This is a genomic window from Thiobacter sp. AK1 (assembly GCF_039822265.1).
Taxonomy (GTDB): Bacteria; Pseudomonadota; Gammaproteobacteria; order Burkholderiales; family Thiobacteraceae; genus Thiobacter; species Thiobacter aerophilum.
Genome location: NZ_JBAJEX010000002.1, coordinates 290172 through 313458, shown reverse-complemented (window position 1 = coordinate 313458; position 23287 = coordinate 290172). Strand labels below are relative to the sequence as shown.

General features: G+C 63.9%; 20 protein-coding genes and 1 pseudogene. 13 read left to right on the top strand and 8 right to left on the bottom strand.

The genetic code is table 11. The features are described from left to right. Positions 1-92: 92 nt before the first annotated feature. A complete protein-coding gene (gene gyrB, locus V6E02_RS04825; protein WP_347307628.1) occupies positions 93-2594 on the top strand; it encodes a DNA topoisomerase (ATP-hydrolyzing) subunit B in 2502 nt (833 codons plus the stop codon). 57 nt (positions 2595-2651) lie between these two features. Here the strand turns inward: gyrB and topA are convergent, their stop codons facing one another. From topA to V6E02_RS04805, 4 genes are all read right to left on the bottom strand, one after another. Next, the gene (topA, locus tag V6E02_RS04820) at positions 2652-4949 is read right to left on the bottom strand and encodes a type I DNA topoisomerase (RefSeq protein ID WP_347307627.1); all 2298 of its coding nucleotides are present in this window, start codon (positions 4947-4949) and stop codon (positions 2652-2654) included. A 75-nt stretch (positions 4950-5024) separates the two neighbouring features. Next, positions 5025-5447 carry a Smg family protein gene (locus V6E02_RS04815; RefSeq protein ID WP_347307626.1) on the bottom strand — a complete coding sequence of 141 codons (423 nt, stop codon included), beginning with the start codon at positions 5445-5447 and terminating at the stop codon, positions 5025-5027. Positions 5448-5559: 112 nt separating this feature from the next. Further along, positions 5560-6648: a DNA-processing protein DprA gene (dprA, locus tag V6E02_RS04810; RefSeq protein WP_347307625.1), complete on the bottom strand. Its 1089-nt coding sequence runs from the start codon at positions 6646-6648 to the stop codon at positions 5560-5562. Between the two features lie 18 nt (positions 6649-6666). Then, positions 6667-7845: a LysM peptidoglycan-binding domain-containing protein gene (locus V6E02_RS04805; protein WP_347307624.1), complete on the bottom strand. Its 1179-nt coding sequence runs from the start codon at positions 7843-7845 to the stop codon at positions 6667-6669. Positions 7846-7972: 127 nt separating this feature from the next. On the opposite strand from V6E02_RS04805, the gene def reads away from it, so the two are divergent. The 12 genes and pseudogenes from def (at position 7973) to V6E02_RS04740 (ending at position 20297) form a co-directional block, all read left to right on the top strand. Continuing rightward, positions 7973-8476 (top strand): peptide deformylase, encoded by a 504-nt coding sequence (gene def / locus V6E02_RS04800; RefSeq protein ID WP_347307623.1) that lies wholly within the window; start codon positions 7973-7975, stop codon positions 8474-8476. 7 nt (positions 8477-8483) lie between these two features. Then, positions 8484-9413, top strand: a complete 930-nt coding sequence (gene fmt / locus V6E02_RS04795) for a methionyl-tRNA formyltransferase (RefSeq protein ID WP_347307622.1) — start codon at positions 8484-8486, stop codon at positions 9411-9413. Between the two features lie 164 nt (positions 9414-9577). Then, on the top strand, positions 9578-10432 hold the full coding sequence (gene htpX, locus V6E02_RS04790; protein WP_347307621.1) for a zinc metalloprotease HtpX: 855 nt from the start codon (positions 9578-9580) through the stop codon (positions 10430-10432). After that, on the top strand, positions 10419-11696 hold the full coding sequence (rsmB, locus tag V6E02_RS04785) for a 16S rRNA (cytosine(967)-C(5))-methyltransferase RsmB (RefSeq protein ID WP_347307620.1): 1278 nt from the start codon (positions 10419-10421) through the stop codon (positions 11694-11696). The genes htpX and rsmB overlap by 14 nt, the downstream gene beginning before the upstream one ends. Beyond that, positions 11653-12252: a DUF4390 domain-containing protein gene (locus V6E02_RS04780; protein ID WP_347307619.1), complete on the top strand. Its 600-nt coding sequence runs from the start codon at positions 11653-11655 to the stop codon at positions 12250-12252. Before rsmB ends, V6E02_RS04780 begins: the two co-directional genes overlap by 44 nt. Positions 12253-12255: 3 nt before the next feature. Further along, positions 12256-14394, top strand: a complete 2139-nt coding sequence (locus V6E02_RS04775) for a sensor histidine kinase (protein WP_347307618.1) — start codon at positions 12256-12258, stop codon at positions 14392-14394. A gap of 7 nt (positions 14395-14401) precedes the next feature. Next, positions 14402-15202, top strand: a pseudogene (locus V6E02_RS12980) (sigma-54-dependent transcriptional regulator); the annotation flags it as partial. Beyond that, positions 15203-15652, top strand: coding sequence for an AAA-type ATPase lid domain-containing protein (locus tag V6E02_RS12975; RefSeq protein ID WP_430626771.1), 450 nt, complete (start codon positions 15203-15205; stop codon positions 15650-15652). A 376-nt stretch (positions 15653-16028) separates the two neighbouring features. Next, a complete protein-coding gene (locus tag V6E02_RS04755; RefSeq protein ID WP_347307617.1) occupies positions 16029-16655 on the top strand; it encodes a Rieske 2Fe-2S domain-containing protein in 627 nt (208 codons plus the stop codon). Between the two features lie 104 nt (positions 16656-16759). Beyond that, on the top strand, positions 16760-17665 hold the full coding sequence (locus tag V6E02_RS04750; RefSeq protein ID WP_347307616.1) for a phosphoribulokinase: 906 nt from the start codon (positions 16760-16762) through the stop codon (positions 17663-17665). 118 nt (positions 17666-17783) lie between these two features. After that, positions 17784-18155, top strand: a complete 372-nt coding sequence (locus V6E02_RS04745; RefSeq protein ID WP_347307615.1) for a DUF2784 domain-containing protein — start codon at positions 17784-17786, stop codon at positions 18153-18155. Positions 18156-18173: 18 nt separating this feature from the next. Continuing rightward, complete coding sequence (locus V6E02_RS04740) at positions 18174-20297, top strand: UvrD-helicase domain-containing protein (protein ID WP_347307614.1); 2124 nt, start codon at positions 18174-18176, stop codon at positions 20295-20297. Positions 20298-20385: 88 nt separating this feature from the next. Here the strand turns inward: V6E02_RS04740 and V6E02_RS04735 are convergent, their stop codons facing one another. From V6E02_RS04735 to V6E02_RS04720, 4 genes are all read right to left on the bottom strand, one after another. Then, on the bottom strand, positions 20386-21192 hold the full coding sequence (locus V6E02_RS04735) for a BPSS1780 family membrane protein (RefSeq protein WP_347307613.1): 807 nt from the start codon (positions 21190-21192) through the stop codon (positions 20386-20388). After that, a complete protein-coding gene (locus V6E02_RS04730; protein ID WP_347307612.1) occupies positions 21189-22142 on the bottom strand; it encodes a homoserine kinase in 954 nt (317 codons plus the stop codon). Before V6E02_RS04730 ends, V6E02_RS04735 begins: the two co-directional genes overlap by 4 nt. A 5-nt stretch (positions 22143-22147) precedes the next feature. After that, positions 22148-22489 carry a DUF2782 domain-containing protein gene (locus V6E02_RS04725; protein ID WP_347307611.1) on the bottom strand — a complete coding sequence of 114 codons (342 nt, stop codon included), beginning with the start codon at positions 22487-22489 and terminating at the stop codon, positions 22148-22150. 65 nt (positions 22490-22554) lie between these two features. Then, complete coding sequence (locus tag V6E02_RS04720; RefSeq protein ID WP_347307610.1) at positions 22555-23277, bottom strand: LOG family protein; 723 nt, start codon at positions 23275-23277, stop codon at positions 22555-22557. Positions 23278-23287: the final 10 nt, after the last annotated feature.

The following is a 23287-nucleotide window of genomic DNA, read 5'->3' as shown; positions in this document are numbered from 1 at the left end:
ATGCTGGTGGTAGGGCGTCCCTGGGGCCGGAGCCCGAAGCATGATCTGGGTTGAGATGTTTCACGTGAAACAATCATTTTTTGGAAAGCCTCATGAGTGATTTGAGCGTCAGGAAGTCCGGCCGCGAGTGGTGCGTGTTCTCCGGAGAGGAAAAACTCGCCTGCTTCAAGACGGAACAGGAAGCCCAAGCCCACAGGGCCGACTTGCAAGCGCAGACCTATGATTCTTCGGCGATCAAAGTCCTGCGCGGGCTGGAGGCTGTGCGCAAGCGGCCCGGCATGTACATTGGCGATACCGCCGATGGTACAGGCCTGCATCACATGGTTTTTGAGGTGGTGGACAACGCCATCGACGAGGCCTTAGCCGGCTACTGCAACGAGATTCGTGTCGTCATACACACCGATAATTCCATCAGTGTCACCGATAACGGGCGCGGTATCCCCACCGACATTCATCCCGAGGAGGGCCGCTCCGCGGCCGAGGTCATCATGACCGTCCTCCACGCTGGCGGCAAGTTTGATTCCAATTCATACAAGGTCTCCGGTGGGCTCCACGGGGTCGGCGTATCGGTGGTCAACGCCTTGTCCGAATGGCTCAAGCTCACCATTCGCCGCGACGGCAAGGTGCATTTCATGGAATTCCGCCGCGGCGAACCGGTTGCGCCGCTCAAGGTCGTTGGCGAGACCAAGCAACGGGGCACCGAAGTGCATTTCATGGCCGACAAGGCGATCTTTGGCCCCATCGAGTACCACTACGACATCCTGGCTCGGCGCCTGCGCGAACTGTCTTTTCTCAACAATGGGGTCGCCATCACCCTCCTGGACCAGCGCACGGGGAAGGAAGAAAATTTCGCCTTCTCGGGCGGGGTGAAGGGGTTCGTGGAATACATGAACCGCAGCAAGAATGTGCTCCACCCCAATATCTTTTACGCGAGCGGCGAGAAGGACGGCATCGCCGTGGAAGTCGCCATGCAGTGGAACGACTCTTACCAGGAGAACGTTCTGTGTTTTACCAACAATATTCCCCAGCGCGACGGCGGCACCCATCTCACGGGTCTGCGCGCCGCGCTCACCCGTACGCTGAACAATTACATCCAAGGCAGCGATCTGGGCAAGAAAGCCAAGGTGGAAACCACCGGCGACGACATGCGGGAAGGTCTGACCTGTGTGCTCTCCGTCAAGGTACCCAACCCCAAATTTTCCAGCCAAACCAAAGACAAGTTGGTTTCCTCTGAAGTGCGTCCTGCGGTCGAGGAAATCGTCGCCGCCAAGCTCGGGGAATTCCTAGCGGAACATCCGGTGGACGCCAAGGCCATCGCTTCCAAAATCATTGAAGCGGCGCGGGCTAGGGAGGCGGCCCGGAAAGCCCGGGAGATGACCCGCCGCAAGGGGGTGCTGGACTCCATGGGCTTGCCCGGCAAACTAGCCGACTGCCAGGAAAAAGATCCCGCCCAGTCCGAGCTTTACATCGTGGAGGGGGATTCCGCAGGCGGCTCCGCCAAACAGGGCCGGGACCGCAAATTCCAGGCCATCCTGCCCCTCAAGGGCAAGATTCTCAATGTGGAGCGGGCACGCTTCGACAAGCTCCTGTCCTCGGCGGAAATCGCCGCCTTGATCACCGCCTTGGGCACGGGCATTGGCAAGGATGAGTATTCCCCCGACAAGGTGCGCTATCACCGCATCATCATCATGACGGACGCCGACGTGGACGGCTCCCATATTCGTACGCTCTTGCTGACGTTCTTCTACCGCCAGATGCCGGAGTTGATTGAGCGCGGCTACGTATATATCGCTCAGCCACCCCTCTACCGGGTCAAGCACGGCAAGCAGGAGCGCTACCTAAAGGACGACCACGAGCTCAAGCAGTACTTGCTGGAGTTGGCCCTCTCTGAGACGGTGCTCACGCCGGCCGCGGGCGCCCAGCCCCTGTCGGGGGAGGCGCTAGAAGCCTTGGCGAAGTCTTATCTCCTGTCTGAGGCGGTCATCCAGCGGCTGTCAAAAGTTCTCGACAAAGCAACACTTTACGCTTTGCTCAAGGCTCCGCCCCTGGATCTTTCCGATCTGTCGGCTGCCGAACGGTCCGCTGCCGCCCTGGGTGCGGTGCTTGCTGACCCGGCCGTCAGTCTGCGCGCTGAATACAACGAAGCGAGCGAAAGCTGCCGGATTCTCATCACCCGCACTTACCATGGAAACCTGCAGCTGTCCGCCCTGGATCGCGATTTCGTGGAAAGCGGCGACTATGCCCAGATCCGGGCCACTGCGGACCTGCTGGAGGGGTTGCTAGGCCAGGGCGCCACGATCCGGCGTGGGGACAAGGAGTTTGCCATTGCAGACTTCAAGCAAGGCTTGGACTGGCTCATGGAGGATGTCCAGCGTAACCTGCAGATCCAGCGCTACAAAGGCCTAGGCGAGATGAATCCGGAGCAGCTGTGGGAAACCACCATGAATCCCGCCGTGCGCCGCCTGCTCAAAGTCCAGATCGAGGACGCCATCGCGGCCGACGATATCTTCAGCACCCTGATGGGCGAAGCGGTGGAACCGCGCCGGGCCTTCATCGAGAACAACGCCCTGGTGGCCCGCAACATCGACGTCTAGCCCCAGCGTGCCAGTAAAAAAGGCCGCACCTGCGGCCTTGTTTGTGTTGCGGTGGGGTCAGCTTTCTGCCGGCGGCCCGATCGCTTCACTATAGCCGCATTCCTTGCGCGGGCAGACCTTCTCGGTGCCCCGCCGCTTGGTGGTCTTGAGGGTGAGGATGGGCCATCCGCACTTGGGACAGGGTTCGGCAAGGGGTTCGTTCCAGACTGCGTATTTGCAGCTGGGATAGGTGCTACAAGAATAAAACAGCTTGCCGTAGCGGCTCTTGCGCCCGATGAGCGTCCCCTGCCCGCACTCCGGGCAGGGGATCCCCGTGTCTTTGGGTTTTTCTAGCGGCTCGATGTAGCGACACTTGGGGTAAGCCGAGCAGCCGATGAATTTCCCGTAGGGCCCGGACTTGATCACTAACCCACTGCCACACTTGGGACAATGGCGGCCTTCCAGTGTCTCGGGGGGTGCTGCGGCGGCCTGCTCGGCGGCGCTTTCGTTGGCATTGCGGGTGTAGTCACAATCCGGATAGCCGGTACAACCGATGAAGCGCCCCCGCCTGCCCAGCCGTAGCGTCAGGGGCTTGCCGCATTTGGGACAGGCCTCGCTGAGCTGCTCCGTGGTGACGTCCTTGCGGGCGATGGCCTGTTTCTCCGCAAGCTGTTGGGAGAAATCCCGCCAGAAGCGTTCCAACACCGGTATCCACTGCGCCTTTCCGGTCGCAATATCATCTAGCTGATCCTCCAGCCGCGCGGTGAAGTCGTAGTCCACGTAGCGACTGAAGTGCTCGGTCAGAAACTTGTTCACGACCCGGCCCACGTCGGTGGGCACGAAGCGTTTCTTGTCTAGCACCACGTATTCGCGCTTGAGCAGGGTAGAAATGATGCTGGCATAGGTGGATGGCCGACCGATGCCGTATTCCTCTAGCGCCTTGACCAGGCTGGCTTCGGAATAGCGGGGCGGTGGCTGGGTGAAATGCTGTTCGCCGAATAGTTCGTCCACGGGAATGGCTTCACCTTCCTCCAAGGGTGGCAGGCGGGCTTCCCCCTCTTCGTCCCCGGGGGCTTCGTCTTCTCCCTCCAGGTAGACCGCGATGAAACCCGGGAATGTCATGGTCTGCCCGCTGGCGCGAAACAGGTTGCCTGCCCCCAGCTCGATATCGAGGCTCACCGTGTCGAACTTGGCAGGACTCATCTGGGAAGCGAGCGCTCGCTTCCAGATCATTTCGTAGAGTTTGGCCTGTTCCGCTGTGAGGTATTTGCGCATCTCCTGGGGCGTGCGCGTAATGGAGGTGGGACGGATGGCCTCATGGGCCTCCTGGGCGTTCTTGGACTTGTTCTTGTAGGCGACCGGCTGCTTTGGCAAATAGCCCGGTTCGAACTGTCGCGCGATATAAGCGCGGATCTCCTCCACCGCTTCCTGCGCCAAGTTCACCGAGTCGGTGCGCATGTAGGTGATCAGCCCCACCGCCCCGCCTCCAATGTCCACCCCTTCGTAGAGCTGCTGGGCGATGCGCATCGTCTTCTCCGCCGACAGGCCCAGTTTGCGCACCGCTTCCTGCTGCAGGGTCGAGGTGGTGAAGGGCGGGGCGGGGGCCCGCGTCTTTTTGCGCCGCTCCACGCTGCGGACGATGGCTTCCGTTCCCGCGGCACGCAATGTGGCCAGAACCGCATCCGAACTCGCCGCGTCCCCCAAGGAGAATTGCTCTAGCTTGCGCCCTTGCAACTGGAACAGTTTGGCCTCAAACCCCTGGCGTCCCTTGTGGGACCGCAAGTGGATGCTCCAGTACTCGCGGCTGACGAAAGCCTCGATTTCCTGTTCCCGTTCCACGATCAGGCGCAGGGCCGGGCTCTGCACCCGACCGGCGGAGAGTCCTCGCCGCACCTTGCGCCAGAGCAACGGCGAGAGATTGAAGCCCACCAGGTAATCCAAGGCGCGACGCGCCTGCTGGGCGTTGACCAAGGGCATGGAGATGTCCCGGGGATGGCTAATGGCTTCTTTCACCGCGTTCTGGGTGATTTCGTAGAACACCACGCGCCGCAGGGGCTTATCCTTGAGGAGCTTCTTTTCCCGCAGGATCTCCGCGATGTGCCAGGCAATGGCCTCGCCTTCCCGGTCCGGATCGGTGGCGACCAGGACTTCTCGGGCCTGTTTGACGGCCTTGGCCAGGGTTTCCACGTGCTTTGCATTGCGCTCGATGAGCTGATACTTCATCGCAAAGCCGTGCTCCGGATCCACAGCGCCACTCTTGGGCACCAGATCCCGCACGTGTCCGTAGGAGGCCACGACATCGAAGCCGTTGCCCAGATATTTCTTGAGGGTCTTGGCCTTGGAGGGCGATTCGACGATGAGCAAATGCTGGGACATGTCGGAGGGAACCGAGAAAAGTCGGGCGCCGGATATTAAGGGCAGCCGGTGGCGCCTGGCAAGCCAGGCCCCAAGTCATTGCAGGCGAGGATCCGTCTGGCCGGTGAGGAAATCTTCCATGAAAACGTAATCGCGGCCCCGGCTCCAGAGCACCATGAGCACGATCCATTTCACCTGATCCACGGTGACTTCTGTCTCGTCCAGGGCCAGCGCGCGGTCGATGACGCACTCCCGCTCCAAGGGGGTGAGCACGCCCGAGCCTTCCAGGAAAGCGAGCAGGCCGCGGCTTTGCGCATCGAGCCGGACCTGTTCCGGGGCGCCATAAAGCCGCAGGGCGTCGCTTTTCCTAAGCGCCTCGGCCTCACCCTCGGCTTGGCTCAAGCGCTTCAGCCCCTTGAACCAGCCGAAGGCCTGGGAAATCTCCGCTTCCTCGCAGCCCGCCTCTGACAATTCCCGGGCGAGCTTGCCCTGATCGGAGTTGTGCGCTGCTTCAAACAATGCTCGAAGAGACACAAGAGGATGTGGAACACGGGCGCGCCAAGGGTATGAGAATCAAGGGGTGGCAGAATGCGCATCCTGCTTGGCAAGCCGCTCGCGACGCCCAACGTTGTCAGAAAATTGCCTGGTACAAGCCACCGGGAAGCACGGCCACGCGGCCGGCCAGCTCCAGTTCCAGCAGAATGGAGGAAAGCCTTTCCGGCGTCAACCCTGTGCGCGCGACCAGACCGTCCAGTCCCAGCGGCGCATGGCCCAGGGCGCGTAGGCACCGCTCCGCCTCCTGGGAAACGGCTCGCTGCGTGGCGCTTTCTGGAAAGGCGGCCGACGCGCCAACGCCCAGCTCGTCTACCACGTCCTGGGCGGTTTCCACCAACTTCGCGCCCTCTTTGATGAGGCGATGGCATCCCTTGCTCAAGGGCGAGTGTATAGAACCCGGCACGGCGAACACCTCGCGCCCCTGTTCAGCCGCGAGCCGCGCAGTGATGAGGGAACCGCTCCGGGGCGCGGCTTCCACGACCAGCACGCCCCGGGACAGCCCACTGATGAGGCGGTTCCGCCGGGGAAAGTGTTGGGCGCGCGGGGGCGTGCCGAGGGGGAACTCGGATAGCAGGAGGCCTTCCTGCGCCAGCCGGTGCGCCAGAGCCCGGTTGGCGGCGGGATAGACGATGTCCAGACCCGTGCCCACCACGGCGATGCTGCCCCCGCCACCGGCGAGCCCCCCTTCGTGGGCGGCGGCATCCACCCCGACGGCGAGCCCGCTCACGATGCACAAACCTGCGCGCGAGAGGGCCTCGGCAAAGGCCATCGCGTCCCGGCGGCCCTGCACCGTGGCATGGCGGCTGCCGACGATGGCAAAGCCCGGGCGCCCAAGCCATGCGGGATCGCCCTTGAGATAAAGCAGCGGCGGCGGATCGGCGATCTCCAGCAGACAACGGGGATAGGCTGGATCGGCGAGCGTGATGATGTGGTTTACGGGGTCTTCCAACCAACGGGCCGTCGTTTCGACGGCTGCCCCGTCGAATCGGCGTGCGCTGATGGCGTGGGCAAGCGCCTCCTGCACCACGGTGGCCAGGGCCGAGGGCGGCGTGGCGAAGATGCGATCCGGGGTGCCGAACCGGGACAGCAGCAGACGCAGGCGTTCAGACGATAGACCCGGAATGAGGGATAGGGCGACCCAGTCTAGGCGGTCGTCGGCGTGCATCACCGCAAGCAGCGCGGCTTAAGGGTTGGTCACCACGTCGCCCTGGTGTACGGCGGCTGCTGCCTGCATTACCAAAGCGTAGGCCACTCGGTCGAAGGTGCGGAACACCAGAAGCAGGCCGTAGCGCTCTTCCGGCAGCGTGACGGTGCGCTTCTGAGCGTCTTCTGGCGGGCAGGGACCCCACGCTTGGGCGCGATCGTAGAACTCGTCGAAGCTGATCTTGGCGTCCTTCTTGAGGCACTCCGTCTGGTGCCAGTTGCGCAGCGGGCGCGTCTGTTCGCCCTGGTCTTGGGGTACGGGGACCGTCATTCCATGGCGGTAAATGGCCAGCACCTGACCCCGCGCCAACCCGTCCCGACTGCCCCGGTTGAGGGCAACGATGGCCTTAGGCCCGGCTTCCGCCACCCCCGAGTACACCGACACAATACGGCCCCGCACCGCCCGATCCGGCGCGTGGGGCACGAAGTTGCTAAGCTCCGCCTCGGCTACGCGCACGAGGCGGTCGCCCCGGTTGATTTCCGCCACGGCGCGCACGATTTCGATGGTGGCGGGCTCGCCGAAACGCTTCACCCGCGCTTCACCCAAGTAAACCGCCTCGTAACCCAGCACTTCTTGAGTATCGGGATCCACCAAGGGTCGGCCCGGGCGGAACACTTGCCACTGCTGGGGATCGCCGGACTTGATGCCGGTCGCGTAGGCGCGGTTGCCGGCACCGATGACCACGCGGTTCTCCTCCGCGGCTACGATCTCGGGGGCATCCGCCAACCCGTCCTTGGCGACGACCAGGGGCTGGGAGAGAAAGGGGCCGATGTCGGCGGGGGAGATTACCGGAATAGCCGGCGTGTCCGGATGGGGTTCGATGCGCACGGAGGGCGTGAGCGTGACCTTCTCGCGGCCGTCGTATTTCTGCTTCTTCACCAGCCGCAGCCGCGCTTTACCGTCGGCTAGCCGCTCCAGCACCACCACGTCGCCTGGGTAGATGCGGTGAGGATTTTTGATTTGGTCGCGGTTCATCTGCCAGATTTCCGGCCAGCGCCAGGGCTCGTCGAGAAACCTCCCGGCGATGCCCCATAGGGTGTCCCCCTTCACCACCACGTAGCGCTCGGGCGCGCCGTCCTTTACCTGCGCATCCTGGGCGCGGGCACCCACGGACAGGAAACCAGCTATGGCAACCAACGTTATAATCACTTTACGCATGGGCACCCTCGATCGACGTGCAATGACGCGGGAACTCCAGCCGAAAAGTCGAGCCTTATGCAATCCGGATGCTGGAGTTTGGTTTAAATTCTGCATATAAAAGCTTCACTCGGCAAGCGTTTTTTCGATGGCGATATTAAAAATACTCCATTACCCGGACGAGCGCCTGCACAAGGTGGCCACACCCGTTGCCGTGGTGGATGACCGCATCCGCAAGCTGGTGGACGACATGGCCGAGACCATGTATGCCGCGCCCGGCATCGGCTTGGCCGCCACTCAGGTGGACGTGCACGAGCGGGTCATCGTCATCGACGTGTCTGAAACACGCGACCGACTGCTGGTGTTGATCAACCCGGAACTGTTGCGCGCAGAAGGCCAGGCCGAACACGAGGAAGGCTGTTTGTCGGTGCCAGGCATTTATGACCGCGTCAGCCGTGCGGAGCGGGTCACCGTGCGCGCCCTGGACCGCAACGGCCAGCCTTTCACCCTCGACGCCGAGGGCCTGCTCGCGGTGTGTATCCAGCATGAGATGGATCATCTCCAGGGCAAGGTGTTCGTCGAGTATCTGTCCCGCCTGAAACAGAACCGCATCCGTCAGAAGCTCAAGAAGCGCGAACGCGAGACCATGTGAGGCGCCCATGCAGCTCGTGTTCGCGGGCACGCCGGAATTTGCGGCCGCCGCACTAAAATCCTTAACCGCCGCTGGGCACGACATTCTCCTCGTGCTCACCCAACCGGATCGCCCGGCGGGGCGCGGCTTAAAGCCAAAGCCTAGCCCGGTCAAGGACTTCGCGCTAAAGCAGGGACTGCCCGTGGCGCAGCCGGCGAGTCTCAAGGATGCCGCCGTCCAGGCAACGTTACGCAAAATTCAGCCGCAAGTGATGGTGGTGGCGGCCTACGGGTTGATCTTGCCGCCGGCGGTTCTGTCCATTCCGGCGCGGGGGTGTCTCAACATCCATGCGTCCCTTCTACCCCGCTGGCGGGGTGCGGCCCCCATTCAACGCGCCTTGCTTGCCGGAGACGTCGAGACCGGCATCACCATCATGCGGATGGACGCGGGCCTGGATACTGGGCCCATGCTGCTGCAAAAAAAATGCCCCATCGCGCCCGAGGACACCGCCGGCAGCCTTCACGACCGGCTCGCGGCCCTGGGTGCGGCGGCCATCGTCGAGGCCTTGGACCGGCTCGATAGCCTCACCCCCGTTGCCCAAGACGAGCGGCTGGCCACCTACGCCGCCAAGCTCACCAAGGAAGAAGCCCTGATCGACTGGACCCAGCCCGCGGAGGCCATCGCACGGGCCGTGCGCGCCTACAATCCTTTCCCTGTCGCCTACACGTGGCTCGATGGGGAGCGGCTGCGCATTTGGTTTGCCCGTGCCGAGCCCGGGCAGGCGCCAGCCGGCGAGGTGGTCGCCGTCGACCGCCAGGGCGTGCGGGTAGGCACGGGCGCGGGGCTTCTCGTCATCACCGAGCTCCAGCGGGAAGGCGCCAAACGGCTTAACGCCGCCGCCTTCGCTGCCAGCGGCGTGCTGCGGCCGGGCATGCGGCTCAAACCCGCACCGGCTTGAACCCGGCTGATCCGTTTGACCGGCGCACGCCCCAGAAACTGCGCTGCCGGTGAGATCCACCGTCGTCTTGCTTTGTCACCCGTTTCCTAATGGATAATCTGGGTTGAATTTGTCGCCTCATCCCTACATCTAAGCGCGTCGAAGTTTCGCTTCTGGAGAGAACCATGTTCGGCAACTGGATCAAGACGGCTTTGCTCATGGCGACCATCGTCGCCCTGTTCGGCATGATTGGCATGGCGCTGGGCGGGGCCACCGGCATGCTGCTGGGGCTGGCCTTTGCTGCGGTCACCAATTTCTGGGCCTACTGGAATTCGGATCAGCTGGTGCTGCGCATGTATCAGGCCGAAGAAGTGGACGCCGCCAGCGCCCCGGCGCTTTATGGCATCGTCGCCGAGCTGGCCCGCCGCGCGGGCTTGCCCATGCCCCGCGTCTATGTCATCGACGAGGATCAGCCCAACGCCTTTGCCACCGGCCGTGACCCTGAACATGCGGCGGTTGCCGCGACCACAGGCATTCTGCACCTGCTCTCGCCCCGCGAACTCAGGGGCGTGCTGGCCCACGAGCTCGCCCACATCAAGCATCGCGATACCCTGATTTCCACGTTGTCGGCCAGCATCGCCGGGGCGATCTCCACGCTGGCTCAGTTCGGCATGCTGTTTGGTGGACGTGGCGATGAGCGCGAAGGCGTCCATCCGCTGGTGGCGCTTTTGGTGATGATCGTGGCCCCCATTGCGGCGCTGATCATCCAAATGGCGATCTCCCGCACGCGGGAATTCGAAGCCGATCGGGGCGGCGCAGAGATCTCGGGCGATCCCGAGGCCCTGGCCGCGGCCCTGGAAAAGATCCACGCCTACGCGAATCAGTTGCCCATGGCCACCGCGCAAGCCCATCCGGAAACCGCCCAGATGATGATCATCAATCCCCTCACGGGCGGTGGGCTGATGAGTTTGTTCTCCACCCACCCACCGGTGGAAGCACGGGTGGCACGACTTCTGGCGATGGCGCGTGGCGCAGCCTGAACCCCAGGCCTTGGCGGCCCGGGCCGTGGCTCAGGTGGCGGCGGGGCGCAGCCTGAGCGATGCCCTACCGCAAGTACTGGAGCAGGCGCTGCCTGCTCGCTTACGGGCGGCGGCCCAGGATTTAAGCTATGGCACCCTGCGCCATTACGGCCGGCTCAAAGCCCATCTCGAGGCCCTGGCGCCGCGGCCGGTGGCTGATCCGCTGGTGCGTGCCCTGGTTTTGGTGGGACTGTTTCAGTTGCTCCAACAGCGCGCGCCGGCGCATGCCGTGGTGCATCAGACGGTGGAGGCCACACGCAGCTTGGACAGAGGGTGGGCGGCAGCCTTCGTCAACGGCGTGTTGCGCAACTACCTGCGCCAGCAGCAGGCGCTCGAAGCGCGTGCAAAGCGGCGCGATACCGCCCGCTTCAGCTATCCGCGCTGGTGGATCAACCGCCTGCGGCGGCAATACCCCGACACCTACCGCAGGATCCTGGAAGCGGGACTTACGCATCCGCCCATGACCCTGCGCGTGAACCTGCGCCGGATCGATCGACAGGTCTACCAGGAGCGCTTGGCTGCGGCGGGTATCGTGAGTCGCCCCCTGGGGCTGGCGGCCCTGGTGCTGGCCGAGCCGGTGGGCGTCAAGGCGCTGCCAGGGTTTGCCGAAGGCCTGGTGTCGGTGCAGGATGCGGGCGCGCAGCTTGCGGCCGAATTCCTGGATCTCGCGCCCGGCTTGCGCGTGCTGGATGCCTGCGCCGCGCCGGGGGGCAAGACCGCCCATATCCTGGAGACGGCGGATGTGGAGCTCTTGGCGCTGGACCGGGATCCGAGTCGCCTGGCACGGGTAGAAGACAACCTGGCGCGGCTAGGACTCATGGCTGAGGTGCGCGCGGGCGATGCGGGCACGCCTCAGGATTGGTGGGACGGCCGCCCTTTCCATCGCATCCTGGCAGACGTGCCTTGCTCCGCCTCGGGTGTGGTGCGCCGTCATCCCGACAGCAAATGGCTGCGCCGCGACACCGACATTCCGGCCCTGGCGGCGCAACAGGGGCGCATCCTGGATGCGTTGTGGCGGCTGCTTGCGCCAGGTGGTAAATTGCTCTACGCCACCTGCTCCTTGTTTGCCGAGGAAAATCTACGCGTCGTCCAGGCCTTTCTGACGCGCCGCCCGGACGCGCGGCTTCACCCCTTACCGGGCCACCCGGAAGGCTTCGTCCAACTCCTGCCAGATGCGGATCATGACGGCTTTTTCTACGCGCTGCTCGCCAAGCCGGGGGCTTGAGCGGCTTTCCTGCCGGCTGCGGGCTGCGCTCATTGCCGTCTGCACCCTCTGGCTGATGCCGGCTTGGGCGGGCGAGGGCGCGACCATCAAGTCGGCGGAGCTCATTCCCGGCGAGGAGTGGGTTTACCTCTACGCCGACATCGACGTCACCTTCCCCAAGGCGTTGGAAGAGGCCCTCAACAAAGGGGTGAGCCTGAACTTCATGTTGGAGTTCGAGCTCACTCGTCCGCGCTGGTACTGGCTGGACGAGACCGTCGCCAGCGTGCGCCAGAACCTGCGCCTGAGCTATCACGCGCTGACCCGGCAGTATCAGTTCTCCAGCAATCAAGGTAACCGTTCCTATGCCAGTCTGGCGGAGGCCCGGGAGGAACTCAAGCACATCACCGAGTGGAAGGTGCTCGACCGCAGCCAGCTCAAGAAAGGCGTCACCTATCAAGGCGCACTGCGTCTGCGCCTAGACGTCAACCAGCTGCCGAAGCCCTTGCAGGTGGAAGCGCTAAGCTCCAAGGATTGGAGCTTCAATTCCGATTGGTACCGCTTCACCGTCACCCCTTGAGCCATGCGCCACATCGTCGGCTTTTCCATCGCCCTGGGCACCGTGCTCCTCTATCTCTTGTGGCGGGCGAGCAGCAACACCGCGCTGTTTGCGGAGCACTACACGCTGCTCATCGTGCTCAATGCCGTGGTTGCGACGCTCCTTTTGGGGCTGATTGGCTACCAGATCTGGCTGGTGCGCCGGCGCATTCGCGCCCAGCAGTTTGGTGCGCGCCTCACCAAGCGCCTGATCCTGGTTTTCGCGCTGATGGCCATCGTGCCGGGCACGGTGATCTACGGCGTCTCGGTGCAGTTTCTCACCCGTTCCATCGAATCCTGGTTCGACGTGCGCGTGGATAGCGCTCTGGAAGGGGGCCTCAACCTGGGGCGCAGTGCCCTGGATGCCCAGCTTGCCGAATTGACCCGCAAGGCGGAAGCCATGGCCCTGACCCTCGCCGATGAGCCCGCCAGCGGCCACATCACGACGCTCAATCGTCTGCGGGAACAGGCGGGCGTGGCGGAGGCCACCTTGTTCTCCGCAAGGGGGGCGGTGATCGCCTTTTCCAGCGCCGATCCCCGGGCGCTCACCCCGAAGCTGCCGGGGCCGGCCATCCTGCGCCAGGTGCGTCAGCAGCAACCGTACCGGTCACTGGAGGTGCTGGGTGAGCGGGGGCTTTATCTGCGTGCCGTGGTGCCGGTGAACGTACTGTCCCTGACCGAAGACATCCGCATCCTGCAGCTCATGCAACCCGTGCCCCGCAAGCTCGCCGAGGACGCGGAAGCGGTGCAGGAGGTGTATCGGGACTACCAGGAGCTTTCCTTTTCCCGTCGCAGCTTGTCGCGCCTGTTCACCCTATCTCTCACGATGACCCTGCTGCTCGCGCTGCTTTCCGCCGTGGCCGCGGCTTTCCTCGTCTCCCAGCGTTTGAGTGCGCCACTGGGGTTGTTGGCCGAAGGCACCCGCGCCGTGGGCAAGGGCGACTTCACGCCGGTGCAGCCTGTCAAGGCGCGCGACGAACTCGGCATGCTCATTAATTCCTTCAATGCGATGACGCGCCAGCTCGCAGAGACGCGGGCGCAGGTGGAATCCAAGCAGCGTCAACTAGAGGCGGCCAAGGGTTATTTGGAAAGCATCCTCGCCCATCTCTCCAGTGGCGTGCTGGCCTTCGACGAGAGCTTCCACTTGCGTACCGTCAATCCCACGGCCGCGCAAATCTTGGGCGTGGACTTCGCTGCGCTAAAGGGACTCGAGGCTTTCGCGTGGGGCGAGCGTAAGCCCGGGCTTACGCCGTTTTCCGCTGCGCTTGCCCGTCACTTCCGCGACGGCGGCGAGAAGGATTGGCAGGAGCAGATTGAGCTTACGGCAGAGACGGGCAGCCAGGTCCTGCTGGTACGGGGCACCCGCCTACCGGCACAAGCCGAAGGCGGCTATGTGGTGGTGTTCGACGACATCACCCACCTGATCCAGGCGCAGCGCGCCGCCGCCTGGGGAGAAGTGGCTCGGCGCCTGGCCCACGAGATCAAGAACCCGCTCACGCCCATCCAGCTCTCCGCCGAGCGCCTGGAGCACAAGCTTACTCCTAAGCTCACGCCCGAGGATGCCGCCATGCTGGCGCGCTCCACCCAGACCATCGTCAACCAGGTGGCGGCCTTGAAGAGCATGGTCAACGACTTCAGCGAATACGCCCGTGCGCCAGTGCTTCAGGCGCGGCCGTTGGACCTCAATGCTCTGGTGGGCGAAGTACTCGCCCTCTACGAGCACGCCGAGGTGCCGGTGAGCACCGAGTTTGGCTCAGGCCTGGCCATCGAGGGGGATGCCAAACTGCTGCGCCAGGTGATTCACAACCTGCTACGCAACGCCCAAGACGCGGTGGCCCAGACGCCGAACGGGCGTATCACGGTGCGCACCGAGGCGAGCGGTGCCTGGGCCCAGCTCAAGGTGATGGACAATGGTCCCGGTTTTCCGCCGGAGATCCTGGCCCGCGCCTTCGAGCCCTACGTCACCACCAAAGCCAAGGGCACGGGTCTAGGGCTTGCCATTGTCAAGAAGATTGTCGACGAGCATCACGGCCGGGTGGAGATCCGCAACCTGGAGCCCCTGGGCGCCTGCGTGTGCGTACACCTGCCCTTGACGCTCGCCCAGGCCCGCGACCAAGCCGCATAATCACGCCATGAGCAACATTCTCGTTGTCGACGACGAAGCAGGCATCCGCGAGCTCCTGCAGGAAATCCTGCATGACGAGGGCCACCAGGTATGGCTGGCGGAAAGCGCCCAACAGGCGCGCAGCCTGCGCGATGCCAACCCGCCCGACCTGGTGCTGCTGGACATTTGGATGCCGGATACCGATGGCATCACCCTGCTCAAAGAATGGGCCGCCAACGGCCAGCTCACCATGCCCGTGGTGATGATGTCGGGTCACGGCACCATCGACACCGCCGTGGAGGCCACCCGCATCGGCGCTTATGATTTCCTGGAGAAACCCATAGCGCTGCAGAAGCTGCTACACACGGTGAGCCGCGCGCTCAAGCGCGCCGAGGCGCTGGCGCGCCCACGGGAGGGGTTGGCGGCGCTGGGTAGCGGACCGGTGGTGACGGCGCTGCGCAACCGGCTGGCGCAGGTGGCGGCCCAGCGAGAGCCGGTGCTCCTGCTGGGCGAGTCCGGCTGCGGCTTCGAGCATTGCGCGCGGGTTTTGCACACACCCGGCACCCCGTGGCTTGCGCCGGAGGACACCACGTGGCTGCTGGACAATCCCTTGGAGGTTCTGCAGCAGGCCAAGGGTGGACTCATCTACCTGCATGACGTGGCCCGCCTCAACCGGCTGGAGCAAAAGGGCCTCGCGCTCGTGTTGCCCAAGCTGGCGCGCACCGAGACACGCCTGGTGACCAGTGCCACCGCCGCGCTCAAACAGCTTGCCGAGGGCGGCGGCTTCGATGCGGACCTCTACCATGCGCTCTCGGCCGTCACCGTTGCGGTGCCCCCTTTACGCAGCCATCGCGAGGACATTCCGGACATTGCCCGCGCGTCGCTGGAACGCCTGGTGGAGGCGCGCAGCGTGCCCGTTCGCCGTTTCAGCACGGCGGCTCTCAACGCCCTGCGCCAGCACGACTGGCCGGGCAACCTGCATGAGCTGGAAAACGTGGTGCGCAGCGCGGCCCTGGCGGCTTTGACGGAGGAAATCGGCCTGGAAGACGTGGTGCCGCTGTTGGCGTCGGCCGCTGCCGCGGGGCGGGTCTTGCCACTGGACCTGGATCTGCCCCTGCGGGAAGCGCGCGATGCGTTCGAGAAACTCTATTTCGAGCACCACATCGCCAAGGCAGGGGGCAACATGAGCCGTGTGGCGGACGCGGTCGGACTGGAGCGCACCCATCTTTACCGCAAGCTCAAGCAATTGGATGTGCGCGTCGGCCGCCGGAACGAGTGAAGCCGGACGGGCTTCCCAACACGCCATTTAAGGACCGGCCCGCCCCGGCGGAACTATTGAGCATTACGTAAGTAGGTGACACCTTTGTGTCGTCCCCGCGCAAGCGGGGACCCAGGAACATGGCGAGGAATACCCTGGATTCCCGCTTTCGCGGGAATGACGCTTGACTTACGCAGCCTGTCAACGACTTACGTAACGCTCAATAAAAGCTTGCGTTCGTCATCGCCGCCTTCTTGCATGCCGGTTCTTGCCGCGCGCGCCGGGGACGAAGCGCGCCATTGCCGCGTAGAAAAACCCTGAATCTGGCAAGGCCGGAGCCCAGGGGCTGATAATGCCAGCCGATTTTTTCGTCAACGACCTAGAGAAAGGAACCTCAATGAGCGACGCTCTCAACTATCTCGTCGCCGCCCGCGGCGATGCCCTCGGTCACTATTTCAAGTTTCTCAAGGACGCGGGCAAATACCTAGACCCGAAGACGCGCGATCTCATTTCAGTGATCACCAAGGTTCATGCCCAAACCGAGGCGGGTTTCAAGCAGTATCTGACACGGGCGCTGCGCGACGGCGTGAAACCCATCGAGGTGATCGATGCGCTGCTCATGGCCTTCCCGGCCTTGGGGCTGGCCAAGATCGTGTGGGCGGCGGAAATCATCTTGGAGATGGACATGCCCGAATTCCGCCCGGAAAACCTCACGCGCGAAGCCACCTGGCATGACGTGGGGCCGGTGGAGCGCTTCCAAGACGGCGAGACCGCGCGCGTGCCCTGCGATGGCCGCGAGCTGTTCGTCTATCGCAAGGGAGAGGAATTGCGCGTCTATGATAGCCGCTGTCCCCACCAGGTGACCAACATCCCCCACCTGGCGCTGGAGGGGACGACTCTCACCTGTCCCAAGCATCACTGGAAGTTCGACATCACCACCGGCGAATGTATCGCCGTGGGCAAAGAGCCCTTGAAGCGCTTCGAGACCAAGGTGGAAGGCGGGCGGCTCTTTGCCTACTGGTGAAGGAGGAAGGCGAGGCGGCCGGCCGGGCCCGCTAGTGACACCGGCCCCAGGCCGCTTCTATAATCGCTGGTTTCGCAAAGCTTTGGTCCATCCAGGGAGTCATCATGTCCGTCAAGCACCCCGTCGTTGCGGTCACGGGTTCCTCTGGCGCCGGCACCACTACGGTGAAGCGCGCCTTCGAGCATATCTTCCGCCGCGAGAACATCACCGCTGCCATCATCGAGGGCGACAGCCTGCATAGCCTGGACCGCAAGGCCTTCAAGGAAGCCGTGGCGAAGGCGGAGAAGGAAGGGCGGCGGCCTCCTAGCCATTTCGGCCCCGAGGCCAACCACTTCGACCTGATCGAGAAGACCTTCAAGGAGTACGGCGAGAAGGGCACTTGCATGCGCCGTTACTACATCCACAGCGAAGAGGAAGGCAAGCCCTGGGGCCAGGAGCCCGGCACCTTCACCCCATGGGAGCGCATTCCCAAGGGCACCGATTTGCTGTTCTACGAGGGTCTGCACGGGGGTGTGGTCACCGACAAGGTGAATGCTGCCCAGTACGTGGACCTGCTGGTGGGCGTGGTGCCCATCGTCAACCTGGAATGGATCCAGAAAATCCATCGCGACGCTGCGGAGCGGGGCTATTCGGCGGACGTGATCGTGGACACCATCCTGCGTCGCATGCACGACTACGTGCACTACATCACGCCGCAATTCTCGCGCACGCACATCAACTTCCAGCGGGTGCCCACGGTGGACACGTCCAACCCCTTCATCGCGCGCGACATCCCCACGCCCGACGAAAGCTTCGTGGTGATCCGCTTCCGGCGGGAGATCGCGCCGACCGTGGACTTCCCCTACCTGCTCAACATGATTCCCCATTCCTTCATGTCGCGCCCCAACACCATCGTGGTGCCAGGCGGCAAGATGGGTTTCGCCATGGAGCTCATCCTCACGCCCATGATCCACGACCTTATCGCGCGCAAGAAGAAAGCTGCTGCCGCCAAGGCCAGCACGCGCAAGTAAGACCTCTTTCGCGGGGGAACGAAGGCCGCCACGTGCGGCCTATTTTCATGGTCCAATGTTCGGCACGACATGTGCTGGCGAAATACCCGGCAGCCGCGCGCGGGTATATAGTTCCGCCATGATGCTCCGGCTGTTGGCAGACGGGGTGCTTATGCTGCACCTCGCCTTCATCCTGTGGGTGGCGCTCGGCGGCTTTTGGGTACTGCGCCGGCCGCCTCTGGCGTGGCTGCATGTGCCGGCCGTGCTGTGGGGCGCAGCCATCGAATTCACGGCCGGCGTCTGCCCCTTGACGCCCTTGGAGAACACCCCGCGCCGAGCGGCTGGCGAAGCGGGGTATGCGGGCGGTTTTATCGAACACTATCTGTTGGCGCTGATCTATCCCGCGGCCCTGACACCGGCGCGGCAATGGCTGTTGGGCGGACTGGTGCTCGCCGTCAATGTCCCCATCTACCTTTGGCTCTGGCGGGGGCTCTGGCGCCGGCGCGTATAATGGGGTTTTGTTTCTGCCGTGACGCCCGCTTTCCTCACCCACCTGAACCCGGAGCAGTTCGCTGCCGTCACCCTGCCCCGCGAATCCGCGCTGATCCTGGCGGGGGCCGGGTCGGGCAAGACACGGGTGCTCACCACGCGCATCGCCTGGCTGATCCAGACTGGCCAGGCGAGTCCCGCTCATGTGCTGGCCGTCACTTTCACCAACAAGGCGGCGAAGGAGATGCTCACCCGCATCGCGGCGATGCTGCCCATCAACACGCGAGGCATGTGGGTAGGCACCTTCCATGGACTGGCCAACCGCCTGCTGCGTGCCCATCATCGAGAGGCGGGCCTGCCCCAGCTTTTTCAGATCCTGGACGCCCAGGACCAGCTCGCCGCCATCAAGCGCCTGCTCAAAGCGCAGCAGGTGGACGACGAAAAATATCCGCCCAAGCAAGTGCAATACTTCATCAACGATGCCAAGGAGCAAGGCCTGCGTGCCACCCAGGTGGAGGCGCTGGATGAGGCAAGCAGGGTCTATCGCGAGCTCTATCAGGCCTATGAGCAGCAGTGCCAGCGGGAGGGGGTGGTGGATTTCGCAGAGCTCCTCCTGCTTAGCTACGAGCTCTTGACTCGCAATGAGCCGCTGCGTGCCCATTACCAGGCGCGTTTTCGCTACATCCTGGTGGATGAGTTCCAGGACACTAGCCGCTTCCAGTATGAGTGGCTGCGGCTATTCGCCGGACAAGACAACGCGGTGTTCGCGGTGGGTGACGATGATCAGTCCATCTACGCCTTCCGCGGGGCCCATGCCGGCAACATGCAGGACTTTCTGCGCGACTTCCGCGTGCGCCGGATCATCAAGCTGGAACAGAACTATCGTTCCCAAGGCAACATCTTGGATGCCGCGAACGCCCTCATCGCTCACAACGCCGGACGCCTGGGCAAAAACCTGTGGACTGCGCAGCAACCAGGCGCGCCCATCCGCGTGTTCGCCGCCTCCACCGACCAGGAGGAGGCGCAGTTCGTGGTGGAGCAAGTGCGGGCGTTGCGCGATGAGGGCCTGCCCCTTGCCGAGATCGCCTTGCTGTATCGTTCCAACGCCCAGTCGCGTGTGTTGGAACACGCCCTGTTCAGCGCAGGGCTGCCCTACCGCGTCTATGGGGGCTTACGTTTCTTCGAGCGCCAGGAAGTGAAGCATGCGCTCGCCTACCTGCGCTTAATGGCCAATCCCGAGGATGACAATGCCCTGTTGCGGGTGATCAACTTTCCCGCCCGTGGCATCGGTGCGCGCACCATCGAGCAGATCCAGGCAGCCGCTCGCATGCAGGGCCTCTCCCTATGGGCTGCCGCTTGCCGCCGCGGCGGCACGGACAGCGCCCGCGGCGTGCCGGCCTTCGTGCTGCTGATCGAAGCCCTACGCCGGGAGACGGCGGGCATGAGCCTTGCCGAGAAAGTGGAGCACATGCTGCATGCCAGCGGCTTGCTTGCCCATTATCACGCCAGGCGCAGCGAGGCAGACCGCGTGGAAAACTTAGAAGAGCTCATCCACGCCGCGGCGGCCTTCGAGGCGGAGTTCGACGGCGAGTCGGAGCCAGACATGCCGGACCTGCTCACGGCCTTCCTCACCCATGCGGCCCTGGAAGCGGGCGAGCATCAGGCTGCGGCAGGGCAGGATGCGCTGCAGCTCATGACGGTGCACGCGGCCAAGGGTCTCGAATTCGACGCGGTATTCATCACCGGGCTGGAAGAAGGTCTGTTTCCCCACGAAAACAGCCTGTTTGAGCACGCGGGCCTGGAAGAGGAACGGCGCCTCATGTATGTGGCCATCACCCGCGCGCGCCGGCTGCTCTATCTCAGTCACGCCGAAACTCGCATGCTGCACGGGCAGCTGCGCTACGGCCTGCCTTCCCGCTTCCTCGACGAGATCCCGCGCCACCTGTTGCAGCCGGTGGGAGTAGCGACCCTGCCGCCGGCGCCGGTGGCGCCCGTTGCTGGGCGAGGCTTTCGCGTCGGCCAGAGCGTGGTACACGCCAAGTTTGGTGTCGGTGTGATCGTCGATTGCGAAGGTCGTGGCGCCGACGCGCGCGTGCAGGTGAATTTCCGGGAGGCTGGCCTCAAATGGCTGGCGCTGGAATACGCCAAGCTCAGCCCCGCATGAGGCATTGCGGCTTGCGAGGGGTGGGGTCTTGCGCGCGCGGGACCCGTGATGGAGGCGATGGACGTCGTGGCGGGATCGCATCCTTGGTTTAGCTCTGCGCGGCCTGCGCGGGGCGCTCGAACACGTCCATGTAGGAGGCATACATGGAAGCGAAGATCACCGCAGCGAAGGCGCAGAACACCGGAAACGCGAGCACGAGTCCCAAGATCTCGGCGACGGCCTGCCCAGCGATGCGCAGCGTGAGCGCCACGATACCTTGCAGCACGAGCGATGCAATAGCGTCCAACAGGAAAAGGAGTACGCCATAGACCAGAAAGGGCCAGACATTGCGTAGGCTTGCCTTCAGCGACAGGCGCAGGGCCGCCCCGGTTGACAGGCCACGGAACAGCACCAGCGCTGGTGCGAACCAGTTGGCCATGGCCAAAGGCAGGAATAGCGCCGCCATGAGCAGGGTCGGCAGAGTGAGCTGGGTGAGGGCCTCCTCGAGCACCGCCTGGTCCGGCTTGGCGCTCCCCATGAGCTCCAGCAGACGCGTCACCTCCTGGCGCCAGCCCAGCACAAATATGAGCAGGGCCGTGAGTACGACGAAGAGGTTCACGCCGCCGACACCGATCAGCGGACGCGCCGCCGCGCGTAGTCCCGCCGTCAGATAGGTAAAGCTCAGGGGCTTTTCGCCTGCCACCGCCCGCGCTGCCGCCATGTAGCCGGCGGTAAGCGCCGGGCTAAGGAGAAACACCGCCAACAGGCCCAGAATCGGCAAGGTCCCCACAACCAGGGTTAACACGAAGCCTGCGCTGGTCAGCGCCAGCCAGGGCCAGGGCTGAGCGAAAAATAGCGCGAGGCCGGCGCGCAGCCAGCCGTAGCCATAGAGGGGATTACAGCGGCGGATGTTCATACGACCCAATGCCTGCGCAGTTCGGCTTCCTGCCGGATGTGGTTTTCCAGCACGCGCTGGAAGTGCCGCGGGTCCTTGGCATGGGTGACCTCGCCCGGTCGCGGGAAATGCAGGTCATAAAGCCGCGACAGCCAGAACCGCAGCGCCGCGGCGCGCAGCATCACCGGCCAGGCACCCTTCTCAATCGCGGTGAGCGGACGACGCGCTGAATAGCTTCCCAGCATGGCCTGCACGCGCGCGGCATCCACGGTGCAATCCTCGGTCAGGCACCAGTCGTTGACGGTGATGGCCAGATCGTAAAGCCAGGCATCGTTGCAGGCGAAGTAGAAATCGATCACGCCCGACAGCCGCGCGCCCTCGAATAGCACGTTGTCGCGAAATAGGTCGGCGTGGATCACCCCGCGCGGCAGATCCTCGAAGCGGTAGAGCGCCTGGAAGCGCAACTCCTCTGTGAGCAATGCCTGGGCTGCGGAATCGAGCTTGGGCATCACCGCGCGCGCCGTCTTGCGCCACCAGTGGGGGCCGCGCGGATTGGCAAGGCTTATGCCATAGCTCTTCCCGGCCAGATGTAGATCGGCCAGCATCTCGCCGACCTGGGCGCAGTGATCGGGACCCGGCTGCATGTCCGGCGCGCCATCGAGGCGGGTGACGATGCAGGCAGGCTTACCCTTGAGGGGATTCAGATAGCGGTTGTCCAGACTGGCGATGGGCTGCGGGCAAGGAATGCCGTGGCTGGCCAGGTGAGCCATGAGATGGATGTAGAAAGGGAGGCTTGCCTCCGCCATCCGCTCGAACAGGGTGAGCACGTAGCGGCCGTGGCTGGTGGTGACGAAATAATTGGTGTTTTCGATGCCGGCGGCAATGCCCTGGAACTCGATCAGCGTGCCGAGCGAATATTGGGTGAGCCACGCCTTGAGCTCCTCCGGCGTAACGGTGGTATAGACGGACATGGGCGTCAGAACTGGTGGATCACCCAGCGCGGCACGCGCGTGCCGGAATCGAGGTTGTCCATCCGGACGAAGCTGCCATCACCCTTGTCGTCCACCAGGTAGTAGGGCTTGCCGTACTTAGGCGTGATTTTCATCATGTAGAGCTTGCCGCCGATGCGGAATTCTTCCACCACGTCCTCACCCCGCTGGCGAATGGTCACCTCCGGCTCCAGCTGGGGGTTGAGTTCGTAGCCGGGCGGGGGCGGCGGTGGTTCAGGAACGGGTTGTAGATCCCGAGGCAGAGGCGCGCGCTCCTGGGCGAAGGCGGCGCTGGCGAAACAAAACAGGAGCGGCACGGCACGGCGCATAAAATGTCCTCGCAAGGGGCGTAGCTGCGGATTATACCCTGCGCGCTGAAAGCTTCGCGGCTCTACTACAGATGCAGCTGGATCTCGCGCTCGGCGGCGGTGGGCTCGAAACCGCGTAGCTCGTAGTGCTTGAAGATCGCTTCCACCACGGCCTTGGGTTCGTCGATAAGCTGGATCAAGTCCACGTCGGCGGCGTCGATCATCCCTTCCGTCACCAGCGTCTTGCGAAACCAGTCCAGCACCGGCGCCCAGAACGGCGAATGTACTAGGATGATGGGCATCTTGCGCGTCTTGCCAGTTTGCACCAGGGTGAGGGCCTCGAATAGCTCATCCAGGGTGCCGAAGCCACCAGGCATCACCACATAGGCCGAGGCGAAGCGCACGAACATCACCTTGCGCGCGAAGAAGTGGCGGAAAGTCTGGGAGATGTCCTGGAAGGGATTCGCGTGCTGCTCGTGGGGAAGCTGGATGTTCAGGCCGACACTGGGGGACCGACCAAAATAGGCGCCCTTGTTCGCCGCTTCCATGATCCCTGGGCCGCCGCCGGAGATAACTGCGAAGCCCGCATCCGAAAGCTGACGGGCAATCTGCTCGGTGAGCAGGTAGTAGGGATGATCCGGTGGCGTGCGGGCGCTGCCGAAGATGGATACCGCAGGCCGGATGGCGGCCAGACGTTCGGTGGCCTCGACGAACTCTGCCATAATCTCGAACACCCGCCAGGATTCCCGCGGCGAGAAGGCGCGCGCGTGAATGTCGGGATCCAGGATCTTCGGAAGTTTTTCTTTCATCGAATGCGGC

What these genes read in the sequence shown, in the direction of transcription:
- topA (WP_347307627.1), bottom strand. Translation starts at nt 4,949, where the DNA reads ATGTCCCAGCATTTGCTCATCGTCGAATCGCCCTCCAAGGCCAAGACC.
- def (WP_347307623.1), top strand. Translation starts at nt 7,973, where the DNA reads ATGGCGATATTAAAAATACTCCATTACCCGGACGAGCGCCTGCACAAG.
- V6E02_RS04745 (WP_347307615.1), top strand. Translation starts at nt 17,784, where the DNA reads ATGATGCTCCGGCTGTTGGCAGACGGGGTGCTTATGCTGCACCTCGCC.
- gyrB (WP_347307628.1), top strand. Translation starts at nt 93, where the DNA reads ATGAGTGATTTGAGCGTCAGGAAGTCCGGCCGCGAGTGGTGCGTGTTC.
- V6E02_RS04805 (WP_347307624.1), bottom strand. Translation starts at nt 7,845, where the DNA reads ATGCGTAAAGTGATTATAACGTTGGTTGCCATAGCTGGTTTCCTGTCC.
- V6E02_RS04720 (WP_347307610.1), bottom strand. Translation starts at nt 23,277, where the DNA reads ATGAAAGAAAAACTTCCGAAGATCCTGGATCCCGACATTCACGCGCGC.
- V6E02_RS04735 (WP_347307613.1), bottom strand. Translation starts at nt 21,192, where the DNA reads ATGAACATCCGCCGCTGTAATCCCCTCTATGGCTACGGCTGGCTGCGC.
- V6E02_RS04755 (WP_347307617.1), top strand. Translation starts at nt 16,029, where the DNA reads ATGAGCGACGCTCTCAACTATCTCGTCGCCGCCCGCGGCGATGCCCTC.
- fmt (WP_347307622.1), top strand. Translation starts at nt 8,484, where the DNA reads ATGCAGCTCGTGTTCGCGGGCACGCCGGAATTTGCGGCCGCCGCACTA.
- V6E02_RS04775 (WP_347307618.1), top strand. Translation starts at nt 12,256, where the DNA reads ATGCGCCACATCGTCGGCTTTTCCATCGCCCTGGGCACCGTGCTCCTC.
- V6E02_RS04780 (WP_347307619.1), top strand. Translation starts at nt 11,653, where the DNA reads ATGACGGCTTTTTCTACGCGCTGCTCGCCAAGCCGGGGGCTTGAGCGG.
- V6E02_RS04730 (WP_347307612.1), bottom strand. Translation starts at nt 22,142, where the DNA reads ATGTCCGTCTATACCACCGTTACGCCGGAGGAGCTCAAGGCGTGGCTC.
- V6E02_RS04725 (WP_347307611.1), bottom strand. Translation starts at nt 22,489, where the DNA reads ATGCGCCGTGCCGTGCCGCTCCTGTTTTGTTTCGCCAGCGCCGCCTTC.
- dprA (WP_347307625.1), bottom strand. Translation starts at nt 6,648, where the DNA reads ATGCACGCCGACGACCGCCTAGACTGGGTCGCCCTATCCCTCATTCCG.
- V6E02_RS04750 (WP_347307616.1), top strand. Translation starts at nt 16,760, where the DNA reads ATGTCCGTCAAGCACCCCGTCGTTGCGGTCACGGGTTCCTCTGGCGCC.
- htpX (WP_347307621.1), top strand. Translation starts at nt 9,578, where the DNA reads ATGTTCGGCAACTGGATCAAGACGGCTTTGCTCATGGCGACCATCGTC.